An 18,195-nucleotide genomic window follows, 5' to 3' on the forward strand; every position below is an offset into this window, starting at 1 on the left:
ATTACGAGTTATGGGTTACGAATTATGAATTAATAACCCTATTAAATTAACCCGAAACTCACAACCCGTAACCCGTAATCCTTATTTATACTGATAAATCTTATTAATCTGGCTGGCATCTGAAACAGAAACGTCCAGGTCATGGATAATGCCGTCTGCAACGTCGAAGATCCAGCCATGAATTGATAGTTTTTGGCCTTCGGTCCATGCTTTTTGTGCGATGCTGGTATTGCAAACGTTCAATACTTGTTCTTTTACATTTAATTCACAAAGCAATTTAAATCGTTCGTTTTCATCTTTAACGGCATCCAGCTCATCCTCGTGCATGCGATAAACATCCTTAATATGTCTTAGCCAGTTGTCGATCAAGCCGAACTTATCACTTCCCATAGCAGCTTTAACTCCCCCACATCCGTAATGACCCACAACTAAAATATGCTCAACCTTTAGCACTTTTACAGCATACTGAATTACTGATAAACAATTCATATCTGTATGAACTACTACATTGGCAATGTTACGATGAACAAATACCTCTCCTGGATTTAATCCGGTAATTTCATTTGCCGGAACACGACTATCTGCACATCCAATCCATAAAAATTTCGGTGACTGCAATTTTGCCAGATTTTTAAAATAGTTTTCATCTACATTCAGCCAGTGCTCTACAAACTTTTTATTGTTCTCGAAGAGCAATTCAATATCTTTCATGTAATTATTTATTTAAAGTAAGACAAAAGGAAATCTCAGTGCTAAAAAAACCGTTCCGGTTTTAATCGGAACGGTTTTTACAATATTATTAAATGTCCCTGTTAGGGTCAAATGCTTCCAAATAATCAGCAACTTTTCTAACAAACATTCCTCCCAGCGATCCATCGACCACGCGGTGATCATATGAAAGTGATAAGAACATCATATGGCGAATAGCGATAACATCCCCAAACTCAGTTTCAATAACTGCAGGTTTCTTCTTAATAGCACCTACAGCCATAATTGCTGCCTGAGGTTGGTTAATAATAGGTGTTCCCATTACATTACCGAATGAACCTACATTCGTCAATGTAAATGTACCACCCTGTATCTCATCAGGTTGTAACTTGTTATTACGAGCACGATTAGCTAAATCATTAACCGACTTTGTTAAGCCCACCAAGTTCATCTGATCTGCATTTTTGATAACAGGAACGATCAGGTTACCACTTGGCAACGCCGTAGCCATACCGATATTAATATTTTTACGAACAATGATCTTAGTTCCATCTACTGAAACATTGATCATAGGAAGATCTTTAATTGCTTTGGCAACTGCTTCAATAAATATTGGAGTAAACGTGATCTTTTCACCTTCGCGTTTTTCGAAGGTTTTCTTCACCTTATCTCTCCATAATACAATGTTAGTAACATCTGCTTCAACAAATGAAGTAACGTGCGGCGACACATGTTTACTCATCACCATATGCTCAGCGATAAGCTTACGCATTCTGTCCATCTCAATGATCTCATCAGCACCACCAACAGAAACTGCAGGAGCTTTAATTTCAATAGCAGGAGTTGCGGCTTTTTGAGGTTGAACTGGTGCAGCAGGAGTTTCTTTTACCGGAGCCACTTGTGGAGCTGGAGCTGAAACGGAAGGAGTTGCAATAGTACCAGCTGCTTTTTGCTGAACGTATGCTAAAATATCTTGTTTGGTAACACGACCTTCTGATCCTGTTCCTACGATTGAATCTAATTCAGTACCTGAAATACCCTCACTTTCAGCGATATTTCGCACCAAAGGAGAATAAAAACGTATACCATTTGATTTTACAGGAGCTGGTGCTTCATCAGAACGACCTAATGTTGCATTCACCAGGTTCATATCTGGTAGTTCAGCAGATTGAGGTTCCTCAATATGTACAGCAGGTTCTGGCTGGGCATCAGAAACCGAAGAAGATACACCGCCTTCTGTTTCAATAATGGCGATAGTTGCACCTACCTGAACTACATCATCTTGTGAAAATAAGGTTTCTACTAAGGTACCCGAAACCGGAGAAGGCACTTCTGAATCTACTTTATCTGTAGCAATCTCTAAGACGTTTTCATCAGCCTCAATCCTGTCGCCGATATTTTTCACCCATTTGATAATGGTAGCTTCCGCTACGCTCTCACCCATTTTGGGCATAATCAATTCATAACGTGCCATAGAATAGTTGAATCTATTTTTTAAAGGTTAATTAATGGTAGGCAAATTTAGAAATATTTAGGTGATTACACAGATTATGTTTGGATTACACAGATTAGTTTTGATGATTATATTATTGGATTACATAGATTAGTTTGATGATTAAACTAAATATTGGATTACACAGATTAGATATGAAACTATAAGGTAAAGACTATGAACTATGATCCATGAACTATGAACCTCAACTCCCGACTCAGGACTCAAGGACTAAACCTACTGTTGTCCAACAGCAAAGGTAAAGCCTTCCCTAGCCAAATGACTATTGGCAAAGGTAGACTGGCTTTCTTCTAAATGAGGATTTAAATCGCGGTAGCGTGCTGAAAAATGACCAATTATCAGTTTTTTGGCTTCAGCCATTGTGGCTATTTCACCAGCTTGGCGTGCGGTAGTATGGAAAGTATCTGCTGCTCGCTGGTGAAGATCATGTAAAAAAGTAGCCTCATGATACAAGAGGTCCACTCCTCTTATTTGATCTACTATTTTAGTATTCATAATCGTATCCGAACAATAAGCATAAGAACGAGGCTCAGGAGGATCAACAGTAAGCACCGCATTCGGTAGCACTGATCCATCTTCCAATACATAATCGGCACCTTCTTTTATCATCGGAATAAGTTCAGGTGATATGTTGAATTGCTTAATATATTCTTTAATGACCCTTCGCGGACGTTTCAGCTCTCTAAAAAGAAAACCTGTACATGGAATCCGGTGATCCAGAATAATAGTTTCTACCTCAATTTCTGAGTTTCTAAAAATTACTTCAGGATGATCTGTTTGAGTCGGAATAAACTTTAATGGATAGCGAAGTAATGTTTGGGAATATTTAAGTTGAATTTCGAGAATTTCCAGTAGTTCTGGCGGACCTGCTAATGTTAGTTCATTAGCACGTCCGTTCAGATGCATACTTGAAATCAATCCCACTAATCCTAAATAATGATCGCCATGCAAATGGCTGATGAAAATATGATCGATTTTGTTATAACCAAACCCATAACGGTTTAATTGAAACTGGGCACCTTCGCCACAGTCGATCATAAAAAATTTTTGGTTGTAATTAACGATCTGCGCAGTTGGATAGCGGTGATGAGCAGGCGTGGCAGAACTACTGCCCAAAATGGTTACTTCAAATTTGGTCACTCGCTATACTTTTAAAGATTATTCTTCAGCTCCACCTTTTAAATCTCGCTCAATCTCTTCCATAAAGATGTAGTCAATAGCTTCATCAACCGTTGGAACTAAATTGAGCACATTCTCTAACTGAGAGATCTTGATTAATTTCTCAACAGAAGGACTAATACCTGTTAAAACAAATGTACCTTCCTGTTCACCACCTTTACATAAACGGTGAGCCAAAAGAATTGCACTTAAACCTGATGAATCAGAATATTTTATCTCGGATAAATCAAGAATAATATTTCTGATGCCTTCGGCATTAAGTAGAATGAGTTCCGATTTAAGCATCGGAGTAATGATGGAGTTTAGCTTATCTTCGTTAAGCTTAAATACTACATACTTTTCGTGTTTATCAACCGAAAACTTCATCGTGTTCTAATTTTTGTAATGGGTTTAATTTGGTTTTATAATTGTAATCGCCAAAATAAACTTTATTTCTAAAAATTATTACTTGTTATACGTTTTTTTGAATAAAATCGTTAACGTTTCTCTCTAATCTTGATAGAATATCAACCGAGTTATCTTTTACAAATTTTTCACCAGTGATATTCTCATAAAGTTCAATATAACGTTCTGAAATGGAATTTACAATTTCATCTGTCATTTCCGGAACCTGTTGACCGTCTTTTCCCTGAAAACCATTCTCAATTAACCATTGGCGAACGAACTCTTTCGAAAGCTGACGCTGTGGCTGATTATCTGCCTGTAACTGCGTATAAGTATCTTTATAAAAGTAACGCGATGAGTCTGGCGTATGGATTTCGTCGATCAAATAAATCTGTCCGTCTTTTTTACCGAACTCGTATTTAGTGTCTACTAATATCAAACCACGCTCAGCGGCCATTTCAGTACCTCTTTTATATAATGCCAGTGTGTACTCTTCCAGCTGTTTGTATTCTTGTTCTGAAACAATTCCCTGCGCAATAATTTCTTCACGAGATATATCCATATCATGGCCTTCTTTTGCTTTAGTTGTAGGCGTAATGATCGGAGTTGGCAGTTTATCGTTTTCTTTTAAACCTTCTGGTAAAGTAACGCCACATAAAACACGTTTTCCTGCTTTGTATTCGCGGGCTGCGTGCCCTGCTAAATAACCACGAACAACCATTTCAACAGGATAAGTTTCACAAACCAAACCAACGGTAACATTAGGATCTGGTACTGTAACCACCCAGTTAGGTACAATGTCTTTAGTCGCACCTAAAAATTTAGCTGCAATTTGATTAAGTACCTGACCTTTGTACGGAATTGCACGAGGTAAAACCACATCAAACGCCGAAATACGGTCAGAAACTACCATAGCAAGGTATTTCCCGTCAATATTATAAACGTCGCGAACTTTACCACGGTAAAATGATTGCTGTTTAGGAAAATTAAAATTTGTGTCTTTTAATACGTTTGTCATTTATAATTTATTACGAGTTACGCGTTGCGGGTTACGAATTTGCTTATCAACCCGCCTAATTTTTTTAACTATGAAATATTTCTGAGTTTGGTTGCAGTTAGAGATTTATAATTCGCAACTCGCAACACATACCCGAAATTTAAAAATCTAAATATCACCGTAGGCTTCTAAAATGCGTCTTACCAATTTATGGCGTACAACATCAGAGCCATTCAGGTAAATTACATCGATGCCACTAATATCTTTTAACACATTTAGCGCTTTAAACAAACCTGATTGTTGTTTCTTTGGTAAATCGATCTGGGTTACATCGCCGGTTACAATGAATTTTGCCGACGGTCCCATACGTGTCAGGAACATCTTTAACTGCAGTTCTGTTGCATTTTGAGCTTCATCCAAAATCACAAACGCATTATCAAGCGTTCGGCCACGCATAAATGCTAGTGGAGCAATCTCAATTGTACGGCTTTCTAGATACGCTTTTAATTTCTCAGGAGGAATCATGTCATCCAGTGCGTCATAAAGCGGACGTAAATAGGGATCGATCTTTTCTTTTAAATCACCAGGAAGAAAACCTAAGTTTTCACCTGCTTCAACAGCCGGACGGGTTAAAATAATACGTTTAACCTCTTTATTTTTTAATGCCCTAACCGCCAATGCTACAGCTGTGTATGTTTTACCTGTACCAGCAGGCCCAATTGCAAAAATGATATCATTCTTTTGGGCACTGTCTACCATTTTCTTTTGGTTTTCGCTTCTTGCTTTGACCAAAATACCATTAGTACCAAATACAATTACATCTTTATTTCCTGATCCTTCTCCATTTATCGGTTGTTGATTGATATTAATCGTTGCTGTTGGAGTTATTCCCAGAATCAATTCAAAATCTCTCGTCGATAACTGGTTATGCTTTTCGAGATGATTCGTCAGGTTATTGAACTTTTCTGTAAACAAGCCAAGTTCTTTCTCATCTCCTAAGGCTTTTACTTCTGTACCCCTTGCAACAAGTCTTAACTTAGGAAAACTTCGTTTCAGGATCTCAAAATGCTCGTTGGCCGCTCCCCAGAAAACAACAGGGTCAACGTGTTCAAGTTTCAAAATAGCTTCACTCAAGGTCGTACTTTTTAATTTTTTAATTCCAATATTTGCGGTCGGAAATTTTTGAACGGTAAAAATAACCAAATAATATCGAATGGCAATCATCACCTTAACTACAGATCTTGGGCACCGCGACTTTTATCAGGCCGCACTCAAGGGCGCCATTCTTAGTGAGCACCCTGAAGCCAGGATTGTAGATATTTCTCATCAAATTTCTTCTTACAATATACCGCAAGCGGCATTTATTCTGAAAAATAGTTTCAAATTTTTTCCGAAAGGTACCATACACGTCATCGGAATTGACCCAGATTATGATCAAAAGCCTAATTATCTGACAGTTGAAAATGAAGGTCATTTTTTTATTGGTCCGGATAATGGTGTATTTTCCTTGCTTTTTGATCAAAAACCTGAGCAAATAATAAATATATCCATTCAGCCAAACGCTGAATTTGGTCATTTTCCGCTACTCGATGTATTCGTTAAGGCAGCTTGCCATCTTTCAAAAGGTGGAAAAATAAGTGATATAGGTACACCTGTAAACGATTATTATCATCGTTCCCTTATTCAACCTGTTGTTGATTCAACTATCATTAGAGGTAGTGTAATTTATATAGATTCGTTTCAGAATGTGATCACCAACATTACCCGCGAACTATATGAATCAGTCGGAAATAATCGCTCATTTGATATTTATTTCCGTAGAAATGAATCCATCAACAAAATAAGCAAGCATTATAACGACGTACAGGAAGGTGAAAAATTAGCGTTATTCAGTATTACCAATTATTTGGAAATAGCTATTAATAAAGGTAATGCTGCAGGATTGCTTGGACTACAACTGGGAGATATTGTAAGGATAGAGTTTAAATAATTACGAATTATTGGTTGCATATTTCGAGTTTGTAAACCCGTAACCAATAACCCGAAACCCGAAATGATATGATAAAGAGAATAGTAAAAATGACTTTTGATCCGGATAAAGTGGATGAATTCCTAACTGTTTTTGAAGAATCAAAAGCATTGATAAGGAATTTTGACGGTTGTCATCATTTAGAACTTTTGAGAGATGCAAATGCTCCTAACCGCTTTTTTACGTTCAGTTTCTGGGATTCTGAAATCCATTTAAACACGTATCGCGATTCAGCGCTTTTTAAAAGCACCTGGGCCAAAACAAAGATTTTATTTATCGAAAAACCCGAGGCCTGGTCTGTTGAACAGCATACCTGCGCTTAATTATTATTATAAAACCAAGTAAATGAATGTTTTTTTTGTTGTTACAACTATTTTAAAAGCTGTAATTGGAGTTACCGGATTAGTTTATGTTATTTTAAACCTATTAAAATGGTTTAAAGTAAAACAAACACCTTATCCTAAGGATGCTTTAAAAGCTTTATTGATTACATGGGTAACACTGCTAGTAATTACTTTAATAGAATACTTTATCATCAAAATGTAAAATTATCCCACATAAAACCCTCTTCTCTCTATTTTGTTAAATTTGCACAGGTTATTATATATATAGGATATAGATGGCGCGTCAGCGATTGAATAGCAGTAATGCTGCAGAACAGGAACTTCCAAAGGCTAAAATTTCAAAAGAATCATTACAGCACGCTTTTACTCTACTAAAATACATGAAACCTTACCGGGTTAAATTCGGTTTAGGCTTATTTTTCTTAGTGCTGTCTACCCTTGCATTCATGGTTATTCCTAAAGAAATGGGTAGTCTGATTGATGCTGCAACGCATTCCATCCAACGTGGAGAATTAACTCAAATCCATGAAATTGCATTTATTCTCTTTGGAATTCTTGCATTATCATCCGTTTTTTCATTTTTCCGTATTTTATGGTTTGTTGAAGTTGCTGAGAAAACATTAGCCAGCATTCGAAAAGACACTTATTTTAAACTGATCACACTTCCGATGAATTTTTTCGCTCAAAACAGAGTGGGCGAGTTAAATAGTCGTATTTCATCAGATCTATCTCAAATACAAGACAGTATCACCACTACTTTAGCAGAGTTTCTTCGTCAGCTTATCATTTTGGTGTTGGGAACTGTAATGCTAAGCTTTGTTTCCGGAAAACTTACGCTATTAATCCTTTGCGTTTTACCAGTATTAGTATTATTTGCCATTTTCTTTGGAAAGTTCATTCGTAAAATTGCCCGAAAAGCACAAGATAAGTTAGCTGAATCGAATACGGTTGTTGAAGAAACTTTGCAAGGTATTGCCAACGTAAAAGCTTTTGTAAATGAAGCTTACGAATCGGTTCGCTATTCCGGAAGTATTAATGAGGTTGTTCAATTAGCAATGCGTGGTGCACGCTACCGTGGAGCTTTTGTAATCTTTATTACATTAGGTTTATTCGGAACTATTATTGGAGTAGCTACCTATGGTGCTTACCTGGTAAGTGTTCATGAAATTACAATCGGACAACTAACTTCATTTATATTGTATGCCGGTTTTGTTGGCGGTGCAATGGGTGGCTTTGCCGAACTATATGCGCAAATACAAAAAACATTGGGAGCCACTGAGCGCGTGGTCGAATTATTAAATGAAACGAACGAGCCTATTAGTATTGATGATAAAGATAATCAAATCACTCAGCATATTAAAGGCGACCTTTCCTTCGATAATGTTTCATTCTACTACCCTTCCCGTCCTGAAATAACAGTTCTCAATGGCGTGAACTTTACGGCTAGTGCAGGTGAAAAAGTAGCGATCGTTGGACCAAGTGGTGCCGGAAAATCGACAATTGTTTCTCAGATCCTTCGCTTTTATGAGCCTCAACAAGGTCAATTGTTATTTGATGGTTTACCGGCTTCTTCCTACTCATTAGCAGATATACGTAACCAGGTCGCAATTGTACCTCAGGATGTGTTGTTATTTGGAGGAAGCATTAAGGAGAACATTGCCTATGGTAAAATTGGTTCAACCGAAGAAGAAATTATTCAGGCTGCCAAACGTGCAAATGCACATGATTTTATCATGAGTTTTCCGGAAGGTTATGAAACAATGGTTGGCGAACGAGGTGTTAAACTTTCAGGCGGACAACGCCAGCGTATTGCGATTGCAAGAGCTTTACTGAAAAACCCTGTGATCCTGATCCTTGATGAGGCAACCAGTTCACTCGACTCTGAATCAGAACGTTTAGTGCAGGAAGCATTAGAGGAATTAATGAAAAACCGTACATCTATTATCATTGCTCACCGCTTATCAACTATTCGTGAAGCGGATAAAATTGTGGTGATGGAAAAAGGAAAAGTAGTTGAACAAGGCACACACAACGAACTTATTTTAAAAGATAATGGTTTATATCGCTACTTATCCGAACTTCAACTAGAAGGCACTAATTAATTGATTTAATGCTATTTAAATCAAATTACTTATTATTATTTAGATTCATTTAATAGTCTATTAAAGTAATAGTAATAATATTTTTACTGCTATTTTATTTCTAAACTACTATTTTTGCAACCATGTTTAAAAAACTGGTACATATCGCGTTCGTACTGCTGCTAACAAATATCATGTTGGCAGAGGTCTGTACGCTATATAGCTGGTTAAACACAACACAACAGATTTTGGTTGAAGAAGAACATGATCATAAAGATCATAACAACGATTTAACCAAAAAACTTAAAAAGAAATCATTTGAAGAGTACTTCAATAAAAATGCGGTATTACTTCAAAGTATTGATGCATTCTTACGTTCAAGATTTCATGATCTTGAAATGATCAAACACAAAGAGCCTCTCCGGGAAATTCTTTGTCCCCCTCCTAACTTTTGTTAATATCTGTTAACAGCATCTGACTTATTTCTGTAATAAGAAGTACGTCTGTTTATGTTGTTTTCTAGCAAGTTTAATTTGTTAAACGTAATGTTTAAGATAAACTTTCAGCCTTGGTATGTGCTATCGAAGTTCATTTGCCTGAGGAATTGAAAATTATCTCCATCAAATTTTTCACAACTAAATATTAACAAAATGAATAAGTCTGGCTTATTTTCAAGTATAAAACACGATTTTCCGGCAAGTATTGTCGTTTTCCTGGTAGCTCTTCCGCTATGTTTAGGTGTTGCCCTGGCATCCGGAGCTCCATTATTTTCTGGTTTAATCGCCGGTATGGTAGGCGGTATTGTTGTAGCAAGTTTCAGTGGTTCACAGCTTAGTGTTAGTGGTCCTGCTGCGGGCTTAACAGCTATCGTTTTAAGTGCAATTACTCAATTAAGTACTTATGAAACCTTTTTGTTTGCAGTTGTTTTGGCAGGTGTATTACAATTAATTTTCGGTTTACTAAAAGCTGGTACTGTTTCCAACTATATACCTTCCAATGTAATTAAAGGTATGTTGGCTGCTATTGGTATCATCCTTATTTTAAAGCAGATACCTCATGCTTTCGGTTATGATGCAACAGCAGAAGGCCTATTTGCATTCGCACAACCTGATCAGCATAATACATTCACTGAACTGTATTTCATGCTGAATAAAATTCATCCGGGAGCTGTTATTATAGCATTAATCTCCGTGGCTATTTTATTAATCTGGGAACGCCCCTTCTTTAAGAAATTCAGGTTATTCCCGGCTCCATTAGCAGTTGTTGCGGTTGGGGTACTTTTAAATCAAATCTTCCTTTCATCAGGATCTCCACTTGGAATTCAACCATCTCACTTGGTTAGTATTCCTGTGAGTGATGGTCTTGGAGGTTTTTTCAGCAACTTTAAAACACCTGATTTCTCTGCATTTGCTAATCCACAGGTATATGTGGTGGCAGTTACATTAGCAATTGTTGCTTCTATTGAATCATTATTAAGCTTGGAGGCTTCTGATAAAATGGATCCGGAGCGTCGTTACTCTTCTACTAATCAAGAATTAAAGGCTCAGGGTATTGGTAACATTGTTTCTGGTTTAATCGGAGGTTTGCCGGTAACTTCAGTAATTGTAAGAAGCTCTGCCAACATTCAATCTGGAGCAAAAACCAAGCTTTCAGCAATTATGCATGGTGTTTTGTTATTGCTTTCAGCTTTGTTAATTCCGGGTTTATTAAATATGATCCCATTAGCAGCTTTAGCAGCTATCCTAATCATGACGGGTTATAAATTGGCTAAAGTGAGCATCTTTAAAGAAATGTTTAAAAACGGATGGGGACAATTCCTGCCGTTTGTAATCACTATTGCAGCTATTGTATTTACCGATTTATTGATTGGTATTGCCATTGGTATTGTTGTGTCTACGTTAAGTATTCTTAACAAAAACCTACGCAATTCTTACTTCTTCAAAAAAGAGCAATATCATGATGGTGAAGTGATTCGTGTTGAATTATCAGAAGAAGTATCGTTCTTAAATAAAGCCTCATTAATGCTTACACTTGAGAATCTTCCGCATAACTCAAAAGTTATTTTAGATGCTACTCGCTCTGTATACATTGATTTTGATGTAATCGAAGTGATCAAGGAGTTTAAAAATGTAAAGGCCCCTGAAAGAAATATTCAACTGAATCTGCTTGGATTCAAAAACAATTATAAAGATTATAACAATGTGAGCTTTATGAGTGCGCCTACAAAAGAGTCGCAGTCACAATTAAAGCCTTCGCAAGTGCTTCAGATTTTAAAAGATGGAAATAATCGTTTTGTGCATAACCATCGTTTAGACAGAAATCACTCACACTTGGTACACACCACCGCATCAGGACAATTTCCACATGCTGTTGTATTAAGCTGTATTGATTCAAGAACATCATCTGAAGTGATTTTTGATCAGAGTATCGGAGATATTTTCAGCGTCCGTATAGCGGGTAACGTAAGTAATGAAGATATTTTAGGAAGTATGGAATTTGGATGTAAAGTTGCCGGCTCAAAACTAATAGTAGTGCTTGGTCACACAAATTGTGGTGCTATTAAGGGCGCATGTGATCATGTTCAACTAGGTAACCTTACCGGATTATTATCAAAAGTGAAACCTGCTCTCGACGCTGAAGTGGTAACACTTGAGAACAGAACTTCTAAAAATACTGACTTCGTAAATAACGTTACCCGACTAAACGTTTTTACAACAATGAAAAATATTCGCGAATCGAGCCCGATTTTGAATGAGATGATCAACTCAGGAGAGATTGCCTTGGTTGGAGCGATGTATGACGTAGAAACAGGAAAAGTTACTTTCTATGAGAAATCATTGGTTGAATCAAAATTTACACCTGTTCAGATATTACAGGATTAATGAATTGGAGAAATCGTTTATCTCCTAAAGTTTTTTAGTTGTGTTAGTTGGCAAAGGCACGGATTTATCCGCGCCTTTTGCTTTTAATTCATTTTTATTCAATTCCCTTCATTAATCTCCAGAGAAAATAAAAACCATTGATTGCAGTCCGCTCAATATTTTGCATCCGCTTGTTACCAAATTGAAATTTCTTAGCCAATACTTTATGTTTATTAGCAACCGCCACCCAAACTGTTCCAACCGGTTTTTCTTCAGTTCCACCATCCGGACCTGCAATTCCCGAACACGCTATTGAATAATCAGCTCCATAATTCTTAAGGGCACCTAAAGCCATTTCTTTCACTGTTTCTTCACTTACCGCTCCAAACTGCTCAAGCGTTTGGCTTTTTACTCCCAGCATTTGTTGTTTTAATGTGTTACTATAGGAAACAGCTCCTCCAACATAAGCAAGTGACGAACCGGGAATAGACGTGAACAAATGTGCCATATATCCACCCGTACAACTTTCAGCAGTTGCTAATTTCAGCCCATTTTCGGTCAGTCTTTTCAAAATAGCCTCTTGGATACTAATATCTTCTAATGCGATAATATGATTGGGAATGCGTGCTGTTATTTGCGAAGAGAAGTTCTCCACTTGCTCCAACAACAGGTTCTTATTAGTTCCAATTGCACTTAATCGCAACCTTACTTGCCCAAGTTTAGGCAAATACGCCAACTTAATATTAGCCGGAAGAGCATCTTCAATATCCTCAATTTCCTTTGCAAGGAACGACTCCCCTAATCCGGCAGTTATAATGGTTTTGTGAAGAATATTATCAACATCAAATCTTTTTTTTAGCGCTGGAAGTACATAATCTTCCATCATACCCATCATTTCAAAAGGTACACCCGGCATTGAAACAACAATTTTTCCGTTATATTCAAACCACATACCCGGAGCCGTGCCATTCTTATTTTGAATAACCACACAATTATCAGGGACCTCTGCTTGCTTAATATTTACATCGATCAATGGTCTGTTGAAACGGGCAAATATTTGCTTTACATTTTCAAGTGCGTCCTCATTTAACACTAATTCAGCCCCAAAAAACTTACACAGCGTATGCTTGGTAATGTCGTCTTTTGTCGGCCCCAGCCCCCCGGTTATTAAAATAATATCTGCATGCTGAAGAGCCTCAGTCAATCCGTTCAAAATTGCTTCCTGATGATCACTAATAGAAGTAATTTGCTTAACAGCAATACCTATTTCATTTAATTTTTGTCCCATCCAGGCAGAATTGGTATCAATAACCTGCCCAATTAGTATTTCGTCACCAATGGTAATAATCTCTGCTAACATTTGTTAATAATTTCCTGCTAAATTGTTGAATAAACTGAAAAAACTTTAATAAAAATTGAAACTTTAAACTATAAGTAAAAGTATAAGTACAGAAGCCAACTAGCAAAACATTGTAATTAAACCAACTAAAACCAAAAAACTATGTTCGCTTTTTTCGTTTGTTTACTTGCAGGAGTTACTGTAAGTATAACAATTGTCGCGTGTATAATTATGGTTGCTGTAGATGCCTACCGTAACAAATTATCTAACATCTTTTTTTGGGTTTTGTTATCTGTTTTTTTACCTGTGATAGGAACAATCATTTACTTTTCTTTCCGTAAAGAAAAAAATCAAGATAAAAAAGAGAAACTCCTGTTTAGCTAATTCCGGATGTTTTTGCCTGAGCAATTTACATATTCGTTCACTATATGGCCAACAACTTTAGTGAACGACCGCCGAATTGTAATGCAACTACAAAGTGTGCTGCTGTTTCGGAATTGGCAAAGGAGCTAGTTTAAGTAGGTTGAAAACAAGAATCCCCCGCTAACAGCAGGGGATTTCTTGCATTGGTTGAGATTGAGAAGTTGATCTTTATATCAGGTTATTTACCTAAAAATGTGTTTTATACCAATTAGTATAAAACACACTTATATTTTTAATTAAGCTACAGTAGCAATTGATTTCATGGCTGTCATCGCTTGTCTTAATACTTCACCTACAGCTTCAATCTGGTGAGTACGAATCGATTTATTAACAGCAATTAATTTTTTATTGTCTACCCCTGCATCCTTGCCTTCATTATAATTTTTACCGATAACATTTGTATCAACAGTTTTCATGAAATCAGCTAATAATGGCTTACATGCGTGGTCGAATAAGTAACAACCATACTCGGCTGTATCAGAAATTACACGGTTCATTTCAAATAACTTTTTACGTGCAATAGTGTTTGCAATTAATGGAGTTTCATGCAATGATTCGTAATAAGCTGATTCAGCTTTGATACCTGCTTCTACCATGGTTTCAAAAGCTAATTCAACACCAGCTCTTACCATTGCAACCATTAATAAACCATTATCGAAAAACTCTTGCTCAGTAATTTTAACGTCTGCAGGAGCAGTTTTCTCAAACGCTGTTTCTCCGGTAGCAGCTCTCCAGGTTAACAGGTTTTTATCGTCATTTGCCCAGTCAGCCATCATAGTTGCAGAGAAAACACCACTCATGATGTCATCCTGATGTTTCTGAAACAACGGACGCATAATATTTTTCAATTCTTCCGATACATCAAAAGCTTTGATTTTAGCAGGATTTGAAAGTCTGTCCATCATCGCAGTAATACCCCCTTGCTTTAACGCCTCGGTAATAACTTCCCAGCCGTATTGGATCAATTTTGCAGCGTATCCTTTATCAATTCCTTTTTCAACCATTTTGTCGAAACAAAGGATAGAACCAGTTTGCAATAAACCACAAAGAATAGTTTGCTCACCCATTAAGTCAGATTTCACCTCTGCTACAAAAGATGATTTTAAAACACCTGCTTTATGACCTCCGGTACCTACCGCATAAGCTTTTGCTTGTGCCCAGCCTTTACCTTCCGGATCATTTTCAGGGTGAACAGCAATTAGCGTAGGAACACCGAAACCTCTTTTATATTCTTCACGTACCTCAGTACCCGGACATTTAGGGGCAACCATAATAACAGTGATGTCTTTACGGATCTGCATGCCTTCTTCCACAATGTTAAACCCGTGAGAATAAGATAAAGTAGCTCCTTTTTTCATTAAAGGCATAACGGCAGATACCACTGCAGTATGTTGCTTATCAGGAGTAAGGTTGATTACCACATCAGCACCCGGAATTAATTCTTCGTAAGTACCAACAGTAAATCCGTTTTCAGTAGCACTTTTCCAAGATTGACGTTTTGCATCAATTGCCTCCTGACGTAATGCGTATGAAACATTTAAACCAGAATCTCTTAAGTTTAATCCTTGGTTTAAACCTTGTGCTCCACATCCAACAATTACGAGTTTTTTGCCTTTAAGGGCATCAACACCATCTGCAAAATGGCTATTATCAAGAAATTCACATACACCTAGTTGGTTTAATTTTTCACGCAAAGAAAGTGTATTGAAATAGTTAGTCATATTTGATTTGCTGGTTGCCAATTCAACTGCATCAGCAAAATTTGATTGTCCCATTTTCTGTTTAAGTTATTTTGTTATGTGATTTGTTTAATTATTTAACTATCGATCAGCTGATTATTAATTCAGAATAGTTTCATACTCCGACAATTCCTCCGCATGATAAATCTCATGTGCCTGATGACGTTGCTTATGAATGGCAATACGACCTGAGTGCACAAACTCCAGCAAACCAAAAGGTTTAAGCATGTCATAGAACAGCATCAGTTCTTCCAGCGTACCCGTTTTTTCCAAAGCAGTAAAGCCTGGTTCCATGTAAACTACACGTGCACTATGCTCATTTGCAAGGTTGATAATCGGAGTTACTTTAGTTGCGTCCTCAATATTGACCTTATAAATAGCCACCTCGCTAAAGATCATATTGTCAGCATCATAAGCATAGGCAATTAATACTTCAATTACCTTGTTAATTTGCTGAACCAATTTCTTGCTCATGTCTTCTGTACACTTAACCACAATGGTAAAGCGTGAAATGCCTTTTTTTTCGGTCTCAGAAACAGTTAAACTTTCGATGTTAATACGTCGACGTGTAAATATAATTGTCAAACGATTAAGCAAACCGATATTGTTTTCAGTGAAAACCGATATTGTATATAATTTTTCCATGATTTAAAAGCCTCACCCCGATCCTATCTCAAAGAGATAGTGCGCAGTGCATTGGCAGTTATTATGTTAAACCATCTATTTAACTGATTAATAACACTTTTCGCACTTCCAATTTGCAAAAAGCCTCCCTATGAAGGGGATCAGTAAGTTTATTCCAATCTCACCTCATCAACACTTGCACCTGTAGCCACCATTGGGAAAACATTTACTTCTTTTTCCACTACAACTTCTAATAAGAAAGGACCGTCAAAAGCTAGCATTTCATCAATTGCCCCATTCAGTTCAGCACGCTCAGTGATCTTTTTACCTTCAATGCCAAAACCTTTTCCAATGGTAATGAAATCAGGATTCTGCAATTCAACAAACGAATAACGATTATCGAAAAACATTTCCTGCCATTGACGAACCATTCCTAAGAAATTATTATTCAAAATGATGATCTTAACCGGAAGTTTGCTTTGAGCAATGGTTCCTAATTCCTGAATAGTCATTTGGAAACAACCATCACCAATTATTGCTACCACCTCACGCTCAGGAGTTGCTACTTTTGCACCAAACGCTGCTGGTAACGCAAAACCCATTGTGCCTAAACCTCCCGAAGAAATGAATGAATTAGTACGAGCGAATTTGTAGTAACGAGCCGCCATCATTTGATGTTGGCCAACATCGGCCACAATCGCTGCCTCACCTTTCGTTTTTTCCGAAAGTTTGTTGATTACCTCTCCCATCTTCATTCCGCCTTCTGTTGGATAAACTTCATGCTGAACTACCTTTTCATATTCCTGGCGATCGCAATCCTTAAATCGCTCTAACCATTCTTTATGCTCTCTTTTTGAGATCAAAGGAAGTAATACCTGTAATGCCTCTTTAGCATCCGCATTAATTGAAACAGCTGTTTTAACATTTTTATCTATTTCAGCAGGATCAACTTCTATATGGATAACTTTTGCCTGCTTTGCGTATCGGCTAAGATCGCCAGTTACACGATCATCGAAACGCATACCAATGGCAATGATAACATCTGCTTGATTTGTAAGCAGGTTTGCTCCATAATTTCCATGCATTCCTAACATACCAACATATTGAGGATGTGCAACCGGAAACGCTGATAAACCATGTAATGTGCTTGCAACCGGAATACCCGACTTCTCTACAAACTCACGGATTTCTTGTTCAGCTTTTGATATCAATACTCCCTGACCAATAAATAAGAAAGGCTTTTGGGATGAATTGATTAATTCTGCTGCTTTTTCTGCCTGTTCGTATGTATAATTAGATTTTGGCCGGTAGCCACGTACACTGTTACATTTTACATTTCTAAACTCACTACTTAATAGTTCAAATTGAGCATTTTTAGTAACATCAATTAACACAGGACCCGGACGGCCGCTGCGAGCGATATAAAATGCTTTTGAAATAATCTCAGGGATTTCATCTGCAGTTGTTACCTGGTAATTCCATTTAGTAATGGGCATCGTCATACCGATAACATCGGCCTCCTGAAAAGCATCAGTACCTAAAAGTGATTTGGCAACCTGGCCAACGATACAAACCATTGGTACGCTATCCATCATGGCATCTGCAATTGGAGTGATCAGATTAGTAGCACCCGGTCCTGAGGTTACAAGGCATACGCCCACTTTGCCCGAAATACGTGCATAACCTTCAGCTGCGTGACCGGCTCCCTGCTCATGACGAACCAAAATATGATTTAGTTTTTCACGATAATCATAAAGTGCATCGTAGACCGGCATAATTGCACCGCCCGGATAACCGAAAATGGTATCCACTCCTTCTGCGACCAAAGCCATCATTAATGCTTCGGAACCATTGATCTGACGTGCAGCTGCCTTTGTTGCAACTTTTTGAGTGTCGTTTTGAACTGTTGTACTCATATACTTTAATTTTGGGATTACACCGATTTTAGATTGATTACATTGAAAAATCGGCGTA

At 37.4% G+C, this 18,195-nt stretch carries 17 protein-coding genes; 7 read left to right on the plus strand and 10 right to left on the minus strand.

Going from position 1 to position 18,195, the window contains the following annotated elements:
* Positions 1 to 81 precede the first annotated feature (81 nt).
* The 6 genes from can to SOLCA_RS09135 all read right to left on the minus strand — a co-directional run bounded on the left by can (position 82) and on the right by SOLCA_RS09135 (position 5,915).
* Entirely contained in the window at positions 82 to 711 is a 630-nt protein-coding gene (gene can / locus SOLCA_RS09110; RefSeq protein WP_014680154.1) for a carbonate dehydratase, read from the minus strand.
* 88 nt (positions 712 to 799) lie between these two features.
* Positions 800 to 2,182, minus strand: coding sequence for a dihydrolipoamide acetyltransferase family protein (locus SOLCA_RS09115; protein WP_014680155.1), 1,383 nt, complete (start codon positions 2,180 to 2,182; stop codon positions 800 to 802).
* Between the two features lie 255 nt (positions 2,183 to 2,437).
* A complete protein-coding gene (locus tag SOLCA_RS09120; protein ID WP_014680156.1) occupies positions 2,438 to 3,361 on the minus strand; it encodes a ribonuclease Z in 924 nt (307 codons plus the stop codon).
* A gap of 18 nt (positions 3,362 to 3,379) precedes the next feature.
* Positions 3,380 to 3,766 carry an STAS domain-containing protein gene (locus SOLCA_RS09125; RefSeq protein ID WP_014680157.1) on the minus strand — a complete coding sequence of 129 codons (387 nt, stop codon included), beginning with the start codon at positions 3,764 to 3,766 and terminating at the stop codon, positions 3,380 to 3,382.
* 85 nt (positions 3,767 to 3,851) lie between these two features.
* The gene (locus SOLCA_RS09130; RefSeq protein WP_014680158.1) at positions 3,852 to 4,802 is read right to left on the minus strand and encodes a phosphoribosylaminoimidazolesuccinocarboxamide synthase; all 951 of its coding nucleotides are present in this window, start codon (positions 4,800 to 4,802) and stop codon (positions 3,852 to 3,854) included.
* Between the two features lie 147 nt (positions 4,803 to 4,949).
* Positions 4,950 to 5,915 (minus strand): PhoH family protein, encoded by a 966-nt coding sequence (locus SOLCA_RS09135; protein ID WP_042481027.1) that lies wholly within the window; start codon positions 5,913 to 5,915, stop codon positions 4,950 to 4,952.
* 79 nt (positions 5,916 to 5,994) lie between these two features.
* On the opposite strand from SOLCA_RS09135, the gene SOLCA_RS09140 reads away from it, so the two are divergent.
* The 6 genes from SOLCA_RS09140 (at position 5,995) to SOLCA_RS09165 (ending at position 12,117) form a co-directional block, all read left to right on the plus strand.
* Positions 5,995 to 6,771, plus strand: coding sequence for an SAM hydrolase/SAM-dependent halogenase family protein (locus tag SOLCA_RS09140; protein ID WP_014680160.1), 777 nt, complete (start codon positions 5,995 to 5,997; stop codon positions 6,769 to 6,771).
* Between the two features lie 68 nt (positions 6,772 to 6,839).
* The gene (locus tag SOLCA_RS09145) at positions 6,840 to 7,133 is read left to right on the plus strand and encodes a putative quinol monooxygenase (protein ID WP_042479583.1); all 294 of its coding nucleotides are present in this window, start codon (positions 6,840 to 6,842) and stop codon (positions 7,131 to 7,133) included.
* Between the two features lie 22 nt (positions 7,134 to 7,155).
* Positions 7,156 to 7,356, plus strand: a complete 201-nt coding sequence (locus tag SOLCA_RS09150; RefSeq protein WP_014680162.1) for a hypothetical protein — start codon at positions 7,156 to 7,158, stop codon at positions 7,354 to 7,356.
* A 73-nt stretch (positions 7,357 to 7,429) separates the two neighbouring features.
* A complete protein-coding gene (locus SOLCA_RS09155; RefSeq protein ID WP_014680163.1) occupies positions 7,430 to 9,256 on the plus strand; it encodes an ABC transporter ATP-binding protein in 1,827 nt (608 codons plus the stop codon).
* Positions 9,257 to 9,378: 122 nt separating this feature from the next.
* The gene (locus SOLCA_RS09160) at positions 9,379 to 9,693 is read left to right on the plus strand and encodes a hypothetical protein (protein ID WP_014680164.1); all 315 of its coding nucleotides are present in this window, start codon (positions 9,379 to 9,381) and stop codon (positions 9,691 to 9,693) included.
* A gap of 192 nt (positions 9,694 to 9,885) precedes the next feature.
* Entirely contained in the window at positions 9,886 to 12,117 is a 2,232-nt protein-coding gene (locus tag SOLCA_RS09165; protein WP_014680165.1) for a bifunctional SulP family inorganic anion transporter/carbonic anhydrase, read from the plus strand.
* A gap of 94 nt (positions 12,118 to 12,211) precedes the next feature.
* Here SOLCA_RS09165 and SOLCA_RS09170 read toward each other — a convergent pair whose 3' ends face one another.
* Complete coding sequence (locus SOLCA_RS09170) at positions 12,212 to 13,456, minus strand: competence/damage-inducible protein A (RefSeq protein WP_014680166.1); 1,245 nt, start codon at positions 13,454 to 13,456, stop codon at positions 12,212 to 12,214.
* A gap of 141 nt (positions 13,457 to 13,597) precedes the next feature.
* Between SOLCA_RS09170 and SOLCA_RS22775 the strand changes: the two genes are divergently transcribed.
* Positions 13,598 to 13,819 carry a PLDc N-terminal domain-containing protein gene (locus tag SOLCA_RS22775; RefSeq protein WP_014680167.1) on the plus strand — a complete coding sequence of 74 codons (222 nt, stop codon included), beginning with the start codon at positions 13,598 to 13,600 and terminating at the stop codon, positions 13,817 to 13,819.
* A 275-nt stretch (positions 13,820 to 14,094) separates the two neighbouring features.
* Here the strand turns inward: SOLCA_RS22775 and ilvC are convergent, their stop codons facing one another.
* The 3 genes from ilvC to ilvB form a co-directional block, all read right to left on the minus strand.
* Positions 14,095 to 15,579 (minus strand): ketol-acid reductoisomerase, encoded by a 1,485-nt coding sequence (gene ilvC, locus SOLCA_RS09175; protein WP_042481029.1) that lies wholly within the window; start codon positions 15,577 to 15,579, stop codon positions 14,095 to 14,097.
* 117 nt (positions 15,580 to 15,696) lie between these two features.
* Entirely contained in the window at positions 15,697 to 16,242 is a 546-nt protein-coding gene (ilvN, locus tag SOLCA_RS09180; protein ID WP_014680169.1) for an acetolactate synthase small subunit, read from the minus strand.
* Positions 16,243 to 16,391: 149 nt separating this feature from the next.
* Positions 16,392 to 18,137, minus strand: coding sequence for a biosynthetic-type acetolactate synthase large subunit (ilvB, locus tag SOLCA_RS09185; protein WP_014680170.1), 1,746 nt, complete (start codon positions 18,135 to 18,137; stop codon positions 16,392 to 16,394).
* Positions 18,138 to 18,195: the final 58 nt, after the last annotated feature.

Source organism: Solitalea canadensis DSM 3403 (assembly GCF_000242635.2).
GTDB classification, from domain to species: Bacteria; Bacteroidota; Bacteroidia; order Sphingobacteriales; family Sphingobacteriaceae; genus Solitalea; species Solitalea canadensis.

Excerpts from the sequence above, each read along its gene's own strand:
- can (WP_014680154.1), bottom strand. The coding sequence starts at position 711 with ATGAAAGATATTGAATTGCTCTTCGAGAACAATAAAAAGTTTGTAGAG.
- SOLCA_RS09115 (WP_014680155.1), bottom strand. The coding sequence starts at position 2,182 with ATGGCACGTTATGAATTGATTATGCCCAAAATGGGTGAGAGCGTAGCG.
- SOLCA_RS09125 (WP_014680157.1), bottom strand. The coding sequence starts at position 3,766 with ATGAAGTTTTCGGTTGATAAACACGAAAAGTATGTAGTATTTAAGCTT.
- SOLCA_RS09130 (WP_014680158.1), bottom strand. The coding sequence starts at position 4,802 with ATGACAAACGTATTAAAAGACACAAATTTTAATTTTCCTAAACAGCAA.
- SOLCA_RS09140 (WP_014680160.1), top strand. The coding sequence starts at position 5,995 with ATGGCAATCATCACCTTAACTACAGATCTTGGGCACCGCGACTTTTAT.
- SOLCA_RS09145 (WP_042479583.1), top strand. The coding sequence starts at position 6,840 with ATGATAAAGAGAATAGTAAAAATGACTTTTGATCCGGATAAAGTGGAT.
- SOLCA_RS09150 (WP_014680162.1), top strand. The coding sequence starts at position 7,156 with ATGAATGTTTTTTTTGTTGTTACAACTATTTTAAAAGCTGTAATTGGA.
- SOLCA_RS09155 (WP_014680163.1), top strand. The coding sequence starts at position 7,430 with ATGGCGCGTCAGCGATTGAATAGCAGTAATGCTGCAGAACAGGAACTT.
- SOLCA_RS09160 (WP_014680164.1), top strand. The coding sequence starts at position 9,379 with ATGTTTAAAAAACTGGTACATATCGCGTTCGTACTGCTGCTAACAAAT.
- SOLCA_RS09165 (WP_014680165.1), top strand. The coding sequence starts at position 9,886 with ATGAATAAGTCTGGCTTATTTTCAAGTATAAAACACGATTTTCCGGCA.
- SOLCA_RS09170 (WP_014680166.1), bottom strand. The coding sequence starts at position 13,456 with ATGTTAGCAGAGATTATTACCATTGGTGACGAAATACTAATTGGGCAG.
- SOLCA_RS22775 (WP_014680167.1), top strand. The coding sequence starts at position 13,598 with ATGTTCGCTTTTTTCGTTTGTTTACTTGCAGGAGTTACTGTAAGTATA.
- ilvC (WP_042481029.1), bottom strand. The coding sequence starts at position 15,579 with ATGACTAACTATTTCAATACACTTTCTTTGCGTGAAAAATTAAACCAA.
- ilvN (WP_014680169.1), bottom strand. The coding sequence starts at position 16,242 with ATGGAAAAATTATATACAATATCGGTTTTCACTGAAAACAATATCGGT.
- ilvB (WP_014680170.1), bottom strand. The coding sequence starts at position 18,137 with ATGAGTACAACAGTTCAAAACGACACTCAAAAAGTTGCAACAAAGGCA.